The organism is Saliphagus infecundisoli (assembly GCF_020177375.1).
GTDB classification, from domain to species: Archaea; Halobacteriota; Halobacteria; order Halobacteriales; family Natrialbaceae; genus Saliphagus; species Saliphagus infecundisoli.
In genome coordinates, this window is record NZ_JAIWHV010000005.1 from 131,061 (window position 1) to 147,647 (window position 16,587).

Sequence of the window (16,587 nt, forward strand, 5' to 3'; positions counted from 1 at the left end):
CTTTTCCTCCGCCGACGCGAGGAGCCAGTGATGGACACCGCGCTTCGACAGGGGCCAGCAGCCGGAACCGAACGCCCGGCCGAGTGGTCCGAGTACGACGATCCCGAGACCGGCGCGACCGTGACCCGGCTCACCGACACCGCCGACTCGGGCAACTGGCACCTCTACTTCACCGAGAACGGCTGGGACGACGGCGGGCGCCGGCTCCTGATCCAGTCGGACCGAATGGGGAGCCGACAGCTCCACTCGGTCGATCTCGAGACCGGGGAGATCACACAGCTGACGGACCTCCCCCATCCGATCGATGGCGTCACCCGCGCCGGCGAGCGCGCGCTGTTCTGGTGTGGCGACCGGCTGGCGGTCCTCGAGCTCGACTCCCTTCGGGTACGAGAGCTGTACGAGCGCCCCGAGGGCTACGGCGGGAGCCATACCGCGGGTACTGCCGACGGCGAGCGTGTGGTGGTCGCGATCGCGGCGGAGACGGAGTTCAACCGCGAGTTCGAGAACCGGGGAGCGTGGATCAAGGCGCGCATGGACGCGAACCCCCACTCACAGATCATCTCGGTTCCCATCGCGGGCGGCGAGCCGACGGTCCACGTCGAGGACGAGCGGTGGCTGAACCACGTCAACGCCTCGCCGACGCGCCCCGACCTCGTGACCTACTGCGAGGAGGGTCCCTGGGAGGCCGTCGACCGGATTCGGGTGCTCGACCTCGCTTCGGGCGAGCAGTGGCGCGCCCGGCCGACCGACGAGGGGGAGGCCGTCGGCCATGAGTACTGGCTCGCGGACGGCGAGCACGTCGGCTACCACGGCTGGCGCGGCACCAGGGACGAGCCCGACCCGTTCTTCGGACGGGTTCGCTACGACGGGACCGACCGCCGGGAGTGGCCCGCGCCCGACCTCTACACCCACGTCCACTCCAACGGACCTGAGCGGGTCGTCTGTGACGGTACCCACCGGGGCGCCCCCTTCGACCTGCTCTGGGAGCGTCGGGAAGAGGACGGCGGGGACGGGGGAAGCGAGGAGTACGCCGGCCCCTGGAAGCTCGCTCACCACGGCTGGGAGAGCGACGACGACGCCCACCCCCACTCGAGACTCTCGCCGGACGACTCACAGGTGGTGTTCGACGCGAGCGAGGACGACGCCGACGCGGGAAGTGACGTCTACCTCGTGGAGGTCCCCGACGACGTCACGGAGCTTCCGCGATTCGACCTCGAGGGGTTCGAACCAGCGACCGATCGGTGACCGGACCGCGTCGTCGACGGTGTGACCCCGCGAGACGGCCTCGAAGCGCGTGGTCGTCCCACGTATCACGCCCCCGGGGGTTCGGCATCGACGGACCGTCGAACCACCGGGTCATACGACCGTGTCAGCATATCCACGAGGTCGTACACTACCCGGACGAGAGTCGCTGTCGCCCCGATACATCCGAGCTGGGGGCGAAATACGTGCGGCATCGTCGGACGGACCGGACGCGAGCGGGGAGAGACCGCCGAACGAGACCGCCCGGTTCGAATCCCGCGAGCGGCCACCGGAGCCGGCTGGAGTTACAGGCGTAGGACTGTCACATCGCCCGGCACCGGCGGTACCATCCGCTCTGTGTTCGCTATCGCCGGACACCATATTCGGGTCGATTTTATGAGGCGACCGATCGAACGCCCCGCCATGAAGACGTACACGATCCGCCGCGCCGACGGGGACGTTCCGCTCGGCGAGACGGTCGCCGGAACGCCCTGGGTCAAGGCAGACACCGTCTACATCGACGAGTTCTCCTGGCACGACGAGGGACCGAAACCGGCGACGCAGGGCCACGTCCTCTACGACGATCGGGCGCTCTTCCTCCAGTTCTTCGCCGAGGACGACGAGATCCACGCCGAGACGACCGAGCTGAACGGACCGACGTACGCCGACAGCTCCGTCGAGTTCTTCGCGGCGCCCGGCGGCGATCGCTATTTCAACTTCGAGGCGAACTGCTGTGGCCAGTTCAAACTCGCCTGGCAGGAGCCCGGTTGGCAGGTCCACGGCCAGCGCGAACTGATCTCGCCGGAGCTGGCCTCCCGGATCGACGTCCGGACGTCGGTCCCGGGCTCGACGAAGGAACCCGCTCCCGGTGACGACGGCTGGTGGCTCGCCGCCGCTATCCCCTTTTCGGTCCTCTCGGAGCTGACGGGCCGCGAGATCGGCCCCGAAACGGGGACCGAGTGGCGCGGGAACGTCTATCGCAGCGGGGTTCCCGATCCCCGGAAGGCGACCTGGAACCCGATCGAGGAGCCCGAACCGGCCTACCACTCCCCGGAGTACTTCGGTCGCCTGCGCTTCGAGTAGTTAGAGAAACCGGCTACAGGAGCGCCTCGAGTTCGCCCGCCAGGTTCTCCCCGATCCGGATCATCGCGTCGTCGCCGGGGTGGACCAGGTCGGTTGTGAGCCCGCCGACGTCCGGGAGGAGTTCGGGCCCCTCGAGCAGGACGACGTTGTCGTGGGGCGTCCCGGCGACGATTTCCTGGAGGATCTCGCGGAACTCCTCGGCGAGTTCTCGCTCCTCATTCCCGGCGAGGACGTCCCTGGTGTGGGGAAAGAGAGTGATCGCCGCGACCGGATCATCGGGGTGGGCCCCCGCGACGGTATCGATCATCCGGGCCGCGCGCTCGCGAAACTCCGCCGGGGAGAAGGTCCCGACCATGTTGACCGACAGCGAGAGCGTCGCGACGTCGAAGGACTCGCTCGCGATGTGGTCGGCCATCGCCCGGTCGCAGTAGGCCGTGCCACACGACCCGAGGTTCACGAGGTCGGCGCCCAGCCGGCGGGCCGTCTGGCTCGCGTAGGTGAGGTGTTCGGCGCTCGGAGCCTCGCCCTCCGTGATCGAGGTCCCGTAGGCGAGATACCGCCGGTCGGGGAGTTCCTCGGGGCGGGGCGGTCGGACGTCGCCGCTCACGCCGTGGTACCGCACGAACCCGCCGCGATGTTCGCCGGGCAGGCGAACCCGACAGACCCGCGGGTCGAACGCGAGGTCGGCGACGGCCTCCGGCCGGAGGTCAGCGAGTTCCTCGGGCGGGGAGAGCTCGAGGGTCGTCCGGTCGCCGACGACGTGGCCTTCCCCCTGGATCGGGCCCCAGAAGACCTCGACGCGGCCCTCCGGTCGGTCCCCGGGAACCGTCGAAAGGGTGAGTTCGACCGGGCCGTCGGGGACGAACCGTATCTCGACGCCCGCCGGGTGGCGCATCCGCCGGGCGGCGCCCTCGTTCAGTTCGCTCCGAACGGCCTCGGGCACCCGCTGGAGGAGCCTGCCGCCCTCGGTCCCGCGGAGTTCGCCGACGTTGTGGAACTCGAGCCCGTCGTGGTGCATGTCCGGTGATCGCGGGCGGAGCCCTTAGACGTTCGGTCCCGGACCGAAACCGGGAACGGGCCGGCGAGAACGGACCCCTGGGACCACAACGTATTTGTGACCATACCCCGAGCCGCTAGTGTTGCAAGTACACGGAGCGCGATGTGGTACACGAGAGGTCTATCAATGAAGCAGATAGTGCAAACGGGGCCGGAGGCCGTCGAACTGCGCGAAGGAGAGAGGCCGTCGCCCGGTCCGGGTGAGGTCCTGGTCCGGGTCCACTCGGCGGGCCTCTGCGGGAGCGACGCCCACGCCTACCGCTACGAGGGGGGCTACGAGTGGATCCCGATCCCGCGGGTGATGGGCCACGAGTATTCCGGCGAGATCGTCGAGATCGGGAGCGACGTCGAGGGGTTCTCCCCGGGCGACCGGATCGTCGAGGAGCCGATCCACCACTGCGGGGAGTGCTTTCAGTGTCTGAACGGCCAGGAGAACGTCTGTCAGAACTTCTCGATCACCGGGATGCACCGCGACGGCGCCTACGCCGACTACGTGACCGTCGAACCCCGCCACCTCCATCCCGTCCCCGACGACGTCCCGCTTCGCCACGCCGCGATCACCGAGCCGACGAGCATCGCCACCCGCGCCGTCTTCAGCCAGTCCGCGGTAACGCCGGGCAACGAGGTGCTCGTCGAGGGACCGGGTCCGATCGGCGTCCTGGTCGCCGCCGTCGCCGATTCGATGGGCGCAAACGTCGTCGTCAGCGGTCTCGGCCGGGACGCCCGCTCGCGGCTCCCACAGGTCGAGGGCCTGGGAGTCGACACGATCAACGTTGAGGAACGAGACGTCGAGGGGTACGCCGACGCCCGAACCGACGGGATCGGCTTCGACGTCGTCTTCGACACGACCGGCCACCACACCGGCGTCGAGACGGCGATCGAGGTCGTCAGGAAGGGCGGCCAGGTCGTCGTCGTCGGCCTCCCCGGCGAACCCAGCGAGGTGTTCATGACCCCCGTCGTCCGCGGCGAGATAGACGTCAACAGCTCCTACGGCTCGAGCTGGTCGAACTTCGAGCAGGCCCTACGGCTGATGGAAAACGGCACCATCGACGCAGAGGGGATCATCGACACCGGCTTCTCGACCGCCGATCCCGCCTCCGCCTTCGAGGCGTTTCTCGACTCCGAGGTCATCAAGCCCGTCTTCAGCTTCAACGGCGATAGCGCGTAGCCGGCGGCGAGAACACGAAGGATTAACTGCCGATCGTCGGTACCCTCTCGCGTGCTCCGAACTGCCCTGTTCGGCGTCGGCGGCATCGGCCGCCGGCTCGCCGACGAACTCCGCGACCATCCCGAGACGAGTCTCGAAGCCGCAGTCGACGTCAACCCCGAGAACCTCCGGGAAGCCGGTATCGACAAAGGCGATCGCTACACCGACGAGGAGCGACTGTACGACGAACGGGGCGACCGGCTGGACGCCGTCGTCATCGCGACGCCGCCGGCCTTCCATGCCCGCCAGATCCACGAGGCCGGAGAGCGGGGCCTCCACGTCCTCTGTGAGAAACCCCTCGTCGCCGACCGCGAGGAGGCAGCGGCGGTCGTCGAGCGCTTCGCGAACTCGCCGGAGACGCTGATGGTCTGCTACCAGCGCCACCTCGATCCTGCCTTCAGGCGGGGGTACGAACGCTGGCACGCGGGCGAGCGCGAGCCGACCTTTTTGACCGGTCAACTCACCCAGGACTGGACGGCCCACTTCGAGGGCGACGAGAACTGGCGGACCGACCCGGAGATCGGCGTCCGGGGCCACCTCTTCAGCGTCGGCACGCACGTCCTCGAGTCGATGCTCTGGATGACCGGCCTCACGCCCGAGTCGGTGTCGGCTGAGATGGCCTTTCACGACGATGGCGGGGTGATCGACACCCAGTCGTCGCTCTCGATCCGCTTCGCAAACGGCGCGATCGCGTCCATGGCCGACTCGGCGGTCGTCCCCGCCCAGCGCGAGCACCTCCGGATCTGGGATTCGGACGGTGCCCTCGAGGTGAGCGCGCGAGACTGGGGCGAACCGACGCTGACCCGGATCGACGGCGGGGGCGAGGAGTCGGTCGTGGACGTCGATCGTAGTGTGAGGGAGACGAAGGTCGCGGCGTTCGTCGAGGCGATCGAAACCAGTACTCCGCCGCCGGCGACCGCCGAGGACGCCCTCCGGGTGACCGCTCTCCTCGATGCGGCCTACGAGTCCGCCCGGACCGGCGAGCGGATCGACGTCGATCTCTAGCGGTCGCGCATCGCCGCGTCGGCGACGAACTCCTCGGGGAGCGCATCGACCTCGCCCACCTGCACCCGCCAGAGGTTGGCGTAGAGGCCGTCCTCGTCGAGGAGTTCCTCGTGGGTGCCCCGTTCTGCGATCCGCCCGTCCTCCAGGACGAGGATTCGATCGGCGTCCCGGACAGTCGAGAGCCGGTGGGCGATGGCGAACGTCGTTCGGTCCTCGATCAACTCCTCCAGACTGCGCTGGATCACGACCTCGGTTTCGTTGTCGACGTGGCTCGTCGCCTCGTCGAGGATGATGATCTCGGGGTCCTTGAGGATCGCGCGGGCGATCGCGATCCGCTGGCGTTGCCCGCCCGAGAGCTTGTCGCCGCGCTGGCCGACCTCGGTCTCGTAGCCCTCTTCGAGTTCGGCGATGAAGTCGTGGGCGTGGGCGCGTTCTGCGGCCGCGCGGAGTTCGCCCTCCGTGACGTCCATCCCGTAGGCGATGTTCTCGCGGATCGACCCCGTAAAGAGGAAGGGGTCCTGGTTGACGTAGCCGATCGACGTCCGGAGGTCCCGCACGGAAAGGTCACGGACGTCGTGGCCGTCCACCCGCACCGCTCCCTCCTCGACGTCGTAGAATCGGAGGAGAAGCTTGATGAGCGTCGACTTCCCCGAGCCGGTGGGGCCGACGAGCCCGACGAGTTCGCCGGATTCGACCTCGAAGTCGATTCCCTTGAGAGCCTGCTCGCCGTCGGGGTAGCTGAACGTGACGTCGTCGTAAGCGATCTCGCCGCGAACGGACTCGAGGGCGACGGCGTCCTCTGGCTCCTCGATCGCCGAGGGGTAGTCCATGAGGACGAAGACGCGCTCGGCGGAGGCTTTGACCCGCTGGTAGTTGTTCAGCAACTGGCCGGCCTGGGTCATCGGCTGCTGGATCATCCGGGTGTACTGGAGGAACATGACGATGACCCCGACGGTGACCGTCCCCGTAAAGAAGAGGGGCGCGCCGAAGAGGAGCCACCAGCCGCCGACGAAGAGGACCGTCGCGAAGCCGACCCCGGTGATCAGCGTCAGCGACGGGCCGAAGCGGACCCCCCACCGGCGGGCGGCCCAGCGGGCGTCCATGTGTTCCTGGGAGGACGCCCGAACGCGGTTGGACTCGAAGTCCTCGGTCGTAAACGACTTGACGACGGTGATCCCGCTGACGTTGTTCTCGAGGCGCGCGGCGAGTTCGCCGAACGTCGAGCGGGCCTCGCGGTACTTCGGTTTGACCTTCTGGATGAACTTGTAGCTCACCGCGAGCAGGAGCGGCGCCGGTAGCAGAGTGACGAGTGCGAGCTGCCAGTTGATCCAGAGCATGACGGCAGTGACGCCGACGACCATCACGACGATGTTCATGATCCGGCCGACCCAGCCGTTGAGAAATCCCTCGAGGCGGTTGACGTCCGAGGAGAGGATCGCCATGATCTCTCCCGTCTGCTTGTCCGAGAAGAAGTCCATCCCGAGATACTGGACTCGGTCGTAGACGTCCGTGCGCAGGGAGTGCTGGACGTGTTCGGCAAAGAGCGCCCACCCCCAGCTTCCCGCCCACGTCAGCAGCGTCGTGAGCACGTAGACCGCGACGAGCAGCCCGAAGACGAGAATCAACTGCTCGCGCAGTTCGGTCGGAACCCAGGCGTCGGGAACGAGCGGCAGCCCGAACTCCTGTTCCTGTGTGAACAGCGAGTCGATCGAGAGCGCGAGCAGGTAGGCCGGAACGAGCGTCAGAAGCGGCGAGACCATGTTGGCCGCAAGTGCGACCCCCGCGGGTACCGGATACCGCCGGCCGTACTCCCGGAACAGCCGGAGCATCGGCCACTCGACGTCCTCGCGCTCCTCGACGAAGAGGTCCTTCCGGTCAACCATCGCGGTACGGAGCCACCCCAGAGACAGCGCCGCGTCGGGACCGTGCCGGGCACCCCGCGAGACGTCTCGAGGGGCGCCGGCGTCCGTTCGGTTCGTATGTCGCGTACATCGTCACTTCTTGGAGGGACGACCGGTGAAAACGGTTTGGGAACCAGCGAACCGTTCGGTCAGTTGGTATGACATCTGTCATTTTATCGGGCGGCGGACCGGGACCGACCGACGACGGTAGCCTACGGCCGGCGAAGACCGGGAGAGCCGATCAGTCGTCCCGCCGGTGAGAGGGGTCGACCTCTCCGTAGACCGCCTCTGCACCCTCCGTCGGCGCGGCCCACCGGACCGCGTTCGCGAGCACCTGCCGGACCTCCTCCTGGAAGAGGATCGGATACTCCTCGTGGCCGGGCCGGAACGCGAAGATCCGGCCGCGGCCTCGGCGGTAGCAGATCCCCGACCGGAACACCTCGCCGCCCTCGAACCACGAGACGAAGACCGTTCGATCGGGTTCGGGCACGTCGTAGGGTTCGCCGTACATCTCGGTTTCCGGAATCTCGAACGATTCGGGGAGGCCGTCGGCGATCGGGTGGCCGGGATCGGAAACCCACACTCGCTCGGTATCGCCGCCGTGGCGGTACTTGATGTTACACGTGGTGCCCATCAACCGCTTGAACGGCTTCGAGTTCTTCCCCGAGTGCACGGGAACGAACCCCATCCCCTCGTGGACGCGGTCGACGACCCGATCCGCTACCGCGTCGCTTACCTCGTCGTTCGCGCAGTGAGACCACCAGACGAGGACGTCCGTCCCCTCGAGCGTCGCCTCGTCGAGCCCGTGGTCGGGTTCCTCCAGGGTCGCCGTCCGGACCGAGACGTCGGAGAGTTGGGTCTCGATCCCTTCGGCGATGGCACCGTGAATCCCGTCGGGATAGCGCTCGGCGACCGACTCGGATTCGCGTTCGTGGACGTTCTCGTTCCACACCGTCACATCGAGTGTCATACCCGAAAGGGGTCTGGAGGCGTTATGAAACTGACGGCAGGTCGCCGAACGCCGAAACGACTAACATCGAGGAGTTCGTCGTGGGATCCATAACCATGTCAACCCAGACCGATACCGATTCCGGAACAGGCGGGTCCGGAGGGTCGACGGCCGGAACGGCACTCGAGACCGTCCGAAACTCGTTCGCGCTGAAGATGGCCCTTGCCGGGGTCGCGTTCATCCTCGTCGGCTACGTCATCAACACCGGCGTCGTTCCCGCGATACTCGCCATCTGGGGGGCCGCACTCGTCGTGATCGGCATCGGCGCGTTTCTCTTCGTCCGGCTCTCTCGGCGTGGCACGCAAGGATAGAACACTCGAGAAGCCTTCATCCAGCGGCTGACGACCCAGCTGCTGTGCCGTGAACGCGGTTCTTTTCAAACCTGACTCGAAGGTCGGCCAGATTAGGAGACACCGATTCCCGCTGTATCGAACTCAGAGATCCACAGCTGACGGCCACAGAACACCGCATATCTCAGGTAATACAGCCCTACACTGCACCCACCATCGCATAGCAAACTGCGTTATAGCTTTTACACATAATTTATGGAAATTAGTGTTAGTCTATTTACCAGAATATTTATAATTATGGAGCAGGATCACAGAAAGTGCAGTAACCAATACAATGACTGATTCGAGCAAGAACAAGCGACGGTTTCGACAGTCCCGACGCACACTCCTCAGCGGAATCGCGACCGGGACGACGGTACTCGCAACGAGCGGTATCGGTCCAACGGCCGCAAAGGGGCGAAACAATCGGAAGGGCGGAAAAGGGAAGAACGAGAACGGGTCGATCCGCCAGATGGAAACACTGGACCGGGGGCTCGTAGCCGTTCCGACGGAAGACGGGGTACTCGTTCGGTGGCGACTGTTCGGGACGGATCCCGACGATCTCGGATTCCACGTCTATCGCGACGGCGAGCGGGTGAACAACAAGCCGATCACCGACAGTACGAACTTCCTCGATCCCGACGGGACGACCGACTCGACGTACGCGGTTCGAGCAGTCGGCCATGGACGGGTGAAAACGAAAGGGAACCGCGGAAAACGCGGTGGTCGCAAACCCGGTATGTCCAAATCGGTCGAGGTGTGGGACCAACAGTACAAGGAGATCCCGCTGAACAAGCCGGAGTCGATAACGGGCGAAGACGGGGAGACGATCACGTACCACGCGAACGACGCAAGCATGGGCGACCTCACGGGCGACGGCACGCTCAACATCGTCCAGAAGTGGACCCCGTCGAACGCGAAGGACAACTCCCAGGGAGGTCATACGAGCGACGTCCTGATCGACGGATATACGCTGGAGGGCGAACACCTCTGGCGGATCAACCTCGGCCAGAACGTCCGGGCCGGCGCACACTACACGCCGTTCGTCGTGTACGACTTCGACGGTGATGGCAGGTCGGAGTTGGTGGTGCGGACGGCCGACGGTGCCGAAGACGGAGCCGGCAACGTCATCGGCGATCCGGACGCCGACTGGACGAACGACTCCGGCTACGTCCTCGAGGGGCCGGAGTATCTCACCGTCTTCGACGGGGAGACGGGCGAGGAACTCGCGACGGAGGAGTTCCAGCCCGCACGCGGAGACGCCTGTGACTGGGGCGACTGCTACGGGAACCGCGTCGATCGGTTCCTCGCGGGGACCGCCTATATCGACGGCGAGCGACCGAGCATCGTGTTCACGCGAGGCTACTACGAAAAGACGATGCTCGCCGCGTGGGATTTCCGGCAAGGCGAACTCGAGTTGCGCTGGATCTTCGATAGTGAGGACGGCCACCCCGACTACGAGGGCGTGGGCGCACACAGCCTCGACACTGCGGACGTCGACGGGGACGGGAAAGACGAGATCGTCTTCGGGGGCGCAGTCATCGACCACGACGGAAGCCCCCTCCACACGACGACGATGTCAAACCCCGACGCGATACATTGTGGCGATTTCCTCCCCGACCGCGAGGGCCTGGAAATCGTCGTTCCCGCCGAGTATCCGGCCGAGGGGGCACCGAGCCTATCGATGCGCGACGCCGAGACGGGCGAGTACATCTGGGCCGTCAGGAACGGTGCAGACATCGGCAGAGCGATGGTCGCCGACATCGATCCGGACTACGACGGTGCGGAAGCGTGGGCGGGCGTGCCCCTGGAAACCGACAGTGAGATCGCCGGTACGTTCACCGCTGACGGTGAGAAGATCAGCGAGACCGGTGTCAATTCGGTGAACTCGGGGATCTGGTGGACCGGCGACCTGCACCGAGAGCTGTTAGACCACGACTTCCTCGGCTGGGACGCGGGATACGGCGTCGGCTGGGTCAAGAAGTACAACCCCGAAACCGAGGAACTCGACATGTTGAAGTCCTTCGAGGGAACGCGCTCGAACAACTCTTCGAAGGGGAACCCGTGTCTTTCGGGAGACATCCTCGGTGACTGGCGTGAGGAAGTGATCTGGCGAACTGACGACAGCGAGGCGCTGCGCTTGTACGCAACGCCCCACGAGACGGATCACCGGCTGTACACGCTGTTACACGACCCGCAGTACCGGACCGGCATCGCGCGCCAGAACGTCGGCTACAACCAGCCGCCGTGGCCCAGTTTCTTCCTCGGCCACGGGATGGACGACCCGCCGAAACCCGACATCAAGACCTCGTTCGAACCCGCCGGCCACGACAGGCTCGCCGAGATATCCGCCAGCGAGACCGAGGCGAGCCCCTGCGATCAGGTCGAATTCGAAGCGGTCGACCGGACGGACAACGGCCAGAAGATCAGTTCCCTCTCGTGGGAGTTGGGCGACGGCACGACGGCGACCGGCCGGTCGGTCAGCCACACCTATGACGAACTGGGGACGTACCCCGTCAAGCTAACCGCGACGGGCAAGCACGGGGAGACGACGACCGACTTCGAGACGATCACCGTCGAGGAACCGGAGCCGATAGCGCGGGCCGTACCGAGTGCGACCCGCGTCGACGCGGGCGAGTCCGTCGACTTCGAGGCGGAGGACGTCTCCGGCGAGTACTCGATCGACTCCCTAAAGTGGGACTTGGGCGACGGCACGACTGCGACGGGGTGGTCAGCTACGCATAGCTACGACGGTCCCGGCGAGTACACCGTCACGCTGACCGCCACCGCCGAAAGCGGTTGCACGACATCGCACTCCGAGACGATCACGGTCGACCTCACGGAGGGCACCTACCGTCTGACCGCCCAACTCAACGACGACGACATCGTGATGAGCGTCGACGGCGAACTCGCCGACGGGGCGAACGTCTACAACGACACCGTGGGCGAGGCCAGCGGTCAGACGTGGGAGGTGACCGAACTCGAAGACGGCGTCTACCGCATCGCCGCGGCCGACGCCGACGACCTCGTCCTGGAGGCTGCCGACGGCGGCACCGACACCGGAACGAACCTCGAACTCGGTCAGTGGGAGGGCGCCGACTACCAGAAGTTCGCGGCAGTGCCCGAGAGCGGCACGGGCTACACGCTCGAACCGACCCACGCCGACCTCGCGGCCGACGTCTGGGAGCGCGACCCCGAACCGGGCGCGGACATCCGCCACTGGGACGTGACCAGCACGGACAACCAGCTGTTCGCCTTCCTCGACCCGTCGGCCTGATAGCAGAACGTCGGCTACAACCAGCCGCCGTGGCCGAGGAAGTAACTCGGCCAGGGAGCGGATGATCCACAAACACCGGATATGGAGATGAGCTAACGTACAAACCGTCGGGGTTATTTTATCGAGTTCGCTCGAACGAGGAAATCGACTACACGTCGTCGGTGATCGACTCGCTCATCCGGTAGTCGGGATCGTCCTGGGCTCGGAGGCAGGCCGTCGGTTGGCTCGCGCCCTCGCCGACGTCGACCAGCTCCGGCTCGCGTTCCACACAGACCTCGCGGGCCTCGGGGCAGCGGGTGTGGTATCGACAGCCCGACGGCGGGTTCTTCGGGTCGGGGATGTCGATCGACCGGATCGGGCTCTCGGTCTCCTCGGTTTCCGAGCCGAGTTCCGGCGTCGCCCACCGCAGCGCCTGGGTGTAGGGATGCTGGGGGTCGTGGATGATCTGCTCGGCAGGTCCGATTTCGACCAGTTCGCCCAGATACATCACCCCGATCCGACCGCCGGTCTTCTCGGCGAGGTAGCGGGCGTTCGAGAGGTCGTGAGACACCGCCAGAAACGAGGTGTTGAACGAGTCCTGCAGGTCGATCATCATGTCCATCATTCCGACCCGCAGCGAGACGTCCAGCGCCGAAACCGCCTCGTCGGCCAGGATCAGGTCGGGGTTGATCAGCATCGACCGGATCAGGGCGACGCGCTGTTTCTCCCCGCCCGAGAGCTGGTGGGGATACCGGTCGACGTAGTCCCCCGGCGGCGTGATCCCCACGTACTCGAGCATTCCGAGGATTCGCTCGCGGCGGTCGTTGCCGTCGAGGTCGGGATGCCACCGCTTGAGCGGCTGTTCGAGGATCGTCCGCACCCGCTGGTGGGAGTTCAGCGAACTCCCGGGGTCCTGGTGGACGATCTGGAGCGCTCGACGGGCCTCGTCATCGGAGAGCGAACTGCCCGAGGCGCCCTCCCAGACGTCCCGCCCGCGGTACTCGACGGTTCCACCGGTCGGCTTCTGGAGCCCCACGGCGGTCTTCCCCAGGGTGGTCTTCCCACAGCCCGACTCGCCGACGAGGACGAGGACGTCGTTCTCGTAGATGTCGAAGCTCACGCCGTCGACCGCCGTCACCGTCTCGTCGTCGCCGAAGTCGAACCAGCCGTCGTTGGCCGAGCCGAAGGTAACCTCGACGTCCGACAGCGAGACCACCGGCTCGCCCGACGCCCTCCCGGCGGCGCTGGGTCGCGTGCCCACGTCGACGGTCTCCTCGAAGGCGACGTCGAGGTCCTCGATCGACTGCTCCCAGTGGTGACAGTGGACGTCGTGGTCGGCGCCCGCGTCGTAGGGGCCGGGATCGATCTGCTGACATTCCTCGTCGGCGAGCGGACACCGCGGGTGGTACGAACAGCCCTTGGGGATGTTCACCGGATCGGGGCTCTCGCCCTCGATCGGGCGCATCTCCTCTAACGGCGCCGAGAGGTTCGGTGTTGCGTTCAGAAGCGCCCGCGTGTAAGGGTGGGCCGGCGTCTCCAATACCTCCTCGGCCGGACCGATCTCGGCGAACTCGAACGCATAGAGGACGGCGAGGCGGTCGGCGAGGTCCGCGACCAGCGGGAGGTCGTGGGTGATGAAGACGATCGTGAGGTCGTGTTTCTCCTTGATCTCTTCCAGCAGCGAGATGATAGACCGTTGCATCAGGAGATCGAGCGCGGCGGTCGGCTCGTCCATCACGAGCACCTCCGGGTCGAGGACGAGCGAAAGCGCGATCAGCACCCGCTGTTTCATCCCGCCGCTGAGCTCGTGGGGGTAGGACTCGAGCATCCGCTCGGGATCGAGGTAGAGATCCGCGAGGAGGTCCGTTGCGCGTGCCAGGCCCCGATCGACGTCGTAGTCGTGGGCCGAGAGCGTCTCGACGAAATGTGTCCGGATCGTCACGACCGGGTTGAACGAACTCATCGCGCCCTGGAACACCATCGAGATCTCCTCCCAGCGCAACGAGCGAAGCTCCGCCTTCGAGAGGTCGGTGACCGGGACCGGCTCGCCCTCCTCGGGGTAGTAGGTGACCTCGCCGGTCGTGACGCCGGGTTCGGGCACTGCGTCGAGCAGCGCCGAGGCGAACATCGACTTTCCGGAGCCCGACTCGCCGATCACGCCGAGGACCTCGCCGCGACGGATATCGGCGTCGACCCCGTTGAGCACCATCGATCGTCCGCGATCCATCCCGAAGTAGACCGACGTGTCCCGAAGCCGGATGGCGACGTCCTCCTCGGGGGCGTCGGCGGTCGCGTCCGATCCAGTGATCGTCATCGTGGCACCTCCGCCAATACGGTCGTCGCATATCGAATCGTGCATGGAATCATACTTGCATCACGTCCGTCGTGTCGTCCGTCTCCGGCTCCATCGGTTCCTCTTCCTCCCCGCCCTGGTGGCGGGCCCTGGCTCGGGGGTTGAACACTCGGTCCAGCGACTGCGCGAGCAGGATGAGCCCGACCGCGATCCCCGAGATGGCGACCATGGGCACGAGCAGCCAGTGGTAGGCCTCGGGCCGGTAGAGGGCGCCCGCCTCGTAGGCGGTGTTCAGCATGACGCCCCAGTTGGCGTCCGAGTACGGCAGGACGCCCAGGAAGTACAGTGCAACCGCCGCGAAGATGATCGTCCGGGCGGCGTTGACCATGTTCACGACGATGTAGGGCATCAGCTGTGGCAGGATCTCCTTGGTGAGGATCCACCGCGTCGAGAGATCGATCGCCCGCGCCGACTCGATGAACGACTCGTTTCGGATCGTCAGTACCTGCGAGCGGATCGCCCGCGCCAGCCCCGCCCATGCCGCGATCGCCAGCAACACGCCGAGGGCGACGGGGTTGTTGATCCAGTCCGAAAGCAGCGTCGCGAGGACGATCACCAGCGGCAGTCCGGGGATGTTGATGAAGACGTCGGTGACCGTGCTGAGCACGGTGTCGACCATCCCGCCCTTGTAGCCGGCGACCACGCCGAAGGCCGTACCGACGCCGATGGTGAACAGGGCACCCGAGGCCATCATGATGAGGATCGACGGCGTCGAGTGGACTGCATCCGCCAGGACGTCCCGACCCGACGAGGTCGTTCCAAGGGGATACTCCCAGTTCTGGAACGCGCCGAGCAACTGCGGGCCGTCGGCCGGATGGCTCGGCTCGACGAGGTAGACGCCGAGGGTCGCGACGAGGAGGTAGACACCGAGGATCGACAGTCCGACGAGCGCCCGCCAGTCCTGGCGCATGATCGACCAGGGCGTCCGGGCGTAGCCCTCGAGGAACCGATCGAGGCGGTCACCGCGGGTCTCCTCGACGCTTGAGGTCGTTTCGAAGGGGGAGTCGACGGTGCCGCCGTCGCTTCGCACCGTTTCGCCTGCGACTCGATCCCTGGGGTCGTCGGGGACGAGCTCGTCCATACGGTTCGTGTCGTCCCGTTTTCTCGTCTCGGTGTGGTCGTCAGTCATGGGTGAATCGTCAGAACGCGTCATTGCCCTCGTTACCCGCACGTGGATCGATCTTGCCGTAGGTCAGGTCGGCGACGAGCAGGGCGATGACGACGGCGATCGTGATGATCGTAAAGGCGCCCATCATCAGCGGGTAGTCGCGTGCCCGGACCGCCTGGATCATGTAGTAGCCCATGCCTCGGTAGGTGAAGATCTCCTCTAAGACGACCGCGCCGCCGAACATCGAGCCGATGGCGATCATCAGCCCGGTGTACATCGGGAGGATCGCGTTGCGAGCGATGTACCGAACGGCGATCGTCCGGTCGGGAAGCCCGCGGAGTCGGGCGACCCGGAGGTAGTCCTCACCGAGGACGCGGATGCTGTTGCCCCGCATCGTCAGCGAGGCCACGCCCGAGGCAACGAACATCGAGAAGACGGGCAATGCCGCGTGGTGGATGATTCCAAAGATGAACGGGAGGTTGAAGCCCGCGGTGACGCCTTCTGGACGGCGACCCGACGTCGGAAACCAGCCGAGCCGGTAGGCGAAGGTAATGAGGAGGAGAAGCGCAAGCACGTAGAAGGGAATCGAGGTGATGATGGTCGCGTAACCGGTAAGGACGGTGTCGAACTTGGTGCCCTCCCAGTAGGCCATCAGCGCGCCGAGCGAGATGCCGACGGCGAAACCGATGAAGATCGCCCAGCTCATCACGAACAGCGTCCAGGGGATTGCCTCGGCCATGATTTGGGCAACCGGTGCGTTCTGGCTCATCGATTGACCCATGTCACCGACCGCCATCGACGTCATGTAGTTCCAGTAGGCGACGTGCATCGGCGCCTCGGGGTTGATGTTCATGTAGATCTCCGCCATCTCGTAGGCCTCCTGGGGGTTGTCCAGCTGGGGGCCCACCTGGGCGACGAAGGCGTCGACGGGGTTGCCGGGCATCATCCGTGTGAGGAAAAACGCCAGCGTCATCACCGCCCAGACGGTGAACGCGGCCTGGCCGAACCGTCGTAGTTTCCAGTCCATAGTGTGAAAGC

The 16,587-nt window shown here is 66.0% G+C and carries 12 protein-coding genes; 6 read left to right on the forward strand and 6 right to left on the reverse strand.

Annotated features, from left to right (window positions below; translation table 11 throughout):
- Nucleotides 1-30 precede the first annotated feature (30 nt).
- Nucleotides 31-1,245 carry an oligogalacturonate lyase family protein gene (locus LCF40_RS09785; RefSeq protein WP_224828319.1) on the forward strand — a complete coding sequence of 405 codons (1,215 nt, stop codon included), beginning with the start codon at nucleotides 31-33 and terminating at the stop codon, nucleotides 1,243-1,245.
- A gap of 420 nt (nucleotides 1,246-1,665) precedes the next feature.
- Nucleotides 1,666-2,325: a carbohydrate-binding family 9-like protein gene (locus LCF40_RS09790; RefSeq protein ID WP_224828320.1), complete on the forward strand. Its 660-nt coding sequence runs from the start codon at nucleotides 1,666-1,668 to the stop codon at nucleotides 2,323-2,325.
- A gap of 13 nt (nucleotides 2,326-2,338) precedes the next feature.
- Here the strand turns inward: LCF40_RS09790 and LCF40_RS09795 are convergent, their stop codons facing one another.
- The gene (locus tag LCF40_RS09795) at nucleotides 2,339-3,343 is read right to left on the reverse strand and encodes an SGNH/GDSL hydrolase family protein (protein WP_224828321.1); all 1,005 of its coding nucleotides are present in this window, start codon (nucleotides 3,341-3,343) and stop codon (nucleotides 2,339-2,341) included.
- A gap of 165 nt (nucleotides 3,344-3,508) precedes the next feature.
- Here LCF40_RS09795 and LCF40_RS09800 point away from each other — a divergent pair, with 165 nt between their 5' ends.
- Both LCF40_RS09800 and LCF40_RS09805 read left to right on the forward strand, forming a co-directional pair.
- Nucleotides 3,509-4,549: a zinc-dependent alcohol dehydrogenase gene (locus LCF40_RS09800; protein WP_224828322.1), complete on the forward strand. Its 1,041-nt coding sequence runs from the start codon at nucleotides 3,509-3,511 to the stop codon at nucleotides 4,547-4,549.
- Between the two features lie 51 nt (nucleotides 4,550-4,600).
- Nucleotides 4,601-5,593 (forward strand): Gfo/Idh/MocA family protein, encoded by a 993-nt coding sequence (locus LCF40_RS09805; protein ID WP_224828323.1) that lies wholly within the window; start codon nucleotides 4,601-4,603, stop codon nucleotides 5,591-5,593.
- On the opposite strand, the gene LCF40_RS09810 is transcribed toward LCF40_RS09805, so the two are convergent.
- On the reverse strand, nucleotides 5,590-7,476 hold the full coding sequence (locus LCF40_RS09810) for an ABC transporter ATP-binding protein (protein ID WP_224828324.1): 1,887 nt from the start codon (nucleotides 7,474-7,476) through the stop codon (nucleotides 5,590-5,592). The genes LCF40_RS09805 and LCF40_RS09810 overlap by 4 nt on opposite strands.
- A 259-nt stretch (nucleotides 7,477-7,735) precedes the next feature.
- A complete protein-coding gene (locus LCF40_RS09815; RefSeq protein WP_224828325.1) occupies nucleotides 7,736-8,464 on the reverse strand; it encodes a ThuA domain-containing protein in 729 nt (242 codons plus the stop codon).
- Between the two features lie 95 nt (nucleotides 8,465-8,559).
- Between LCF40_RS09815 and LCF40_RS09820 the strand changes: the two genes are divergently transcribed.
- Nucleotides 8,560-8,814 (forward strand): hypothetical protein, encoded by a 255-nt coding sequence (locus LCF40_RS09820; RefSeq protein WP_224828326.1) that lies wholly within the window; start codon nucleotides 8,560-8,562, stop codon nucleotides 8,812-8,814.
- Nucleotides 8,815-9,304: 490 nt separating this feature from the next.
- A complete protein-coding gene (locus tag LCF40_RS09825) occupies nucleotides 9,305-12,109 on the forward strand; it encodes a rhamnogalacturonan lyase family protein (RefSeq protein WP_224828327.1) in 2,805 nt (934 codons plus the stop codon).
- A gap of 148 nt (nucleotides 12,110-12,257) precedes the next feature.
- Here LCF40_RS09825 and LCF40_RS09830 read toward each other — a convergent pair whose 3' ends face one another.
- The 3 genes from LCF40_RS09830 to LCF40_RS09840 are packed head-to-tail and all read right to left on the reverse strand — an operon-like array spanning nucleotide 12,258 to nucleotide 16,576.
- The gene (locus tag LCF40_RS09830; RefSeq protein WP_224828328.1) at nucleotides 12,258-14,402 is read right to left on the reverse strand and encodes an ABC transporter ATP-binding protein; all 2,145 of its coding nucleotides are present in this window, start codon (nucleotides 14,400-14,402) and stop codon (nucleotides 12,258-12,260) included.
- Nucleotides 14,403-14,451: 49 nt separating this feature from the next.
- Nucleotides 14,452-15,594, reverse strand: coding sequence for an ABC transporter permease (locus LCF40_RS09835; RefSeq protein WP_380682971.1), 1,143 nt, complete (start codon nucleotides 15,592-15,594; stop codon nucleotides 14,452-14,454).
- Nucleotides 15,581-16,576, reverse strand: a complete 996-nt coding sequence (locus LCF40_RS09840) for an ABC transporter permease (protein WP_224828330.1) — start codon at nucleotides 16,574-16,576, stop codon at nucleotides 15,581-15,583. Before LCF40_RS09840 ends, LCF40_RS09835 begins: the two co-directional genes overlap by 14 nt.
- Between the last annotated feature and the right edge of the window lie 11 nt (nucleotides 16,577-16,587).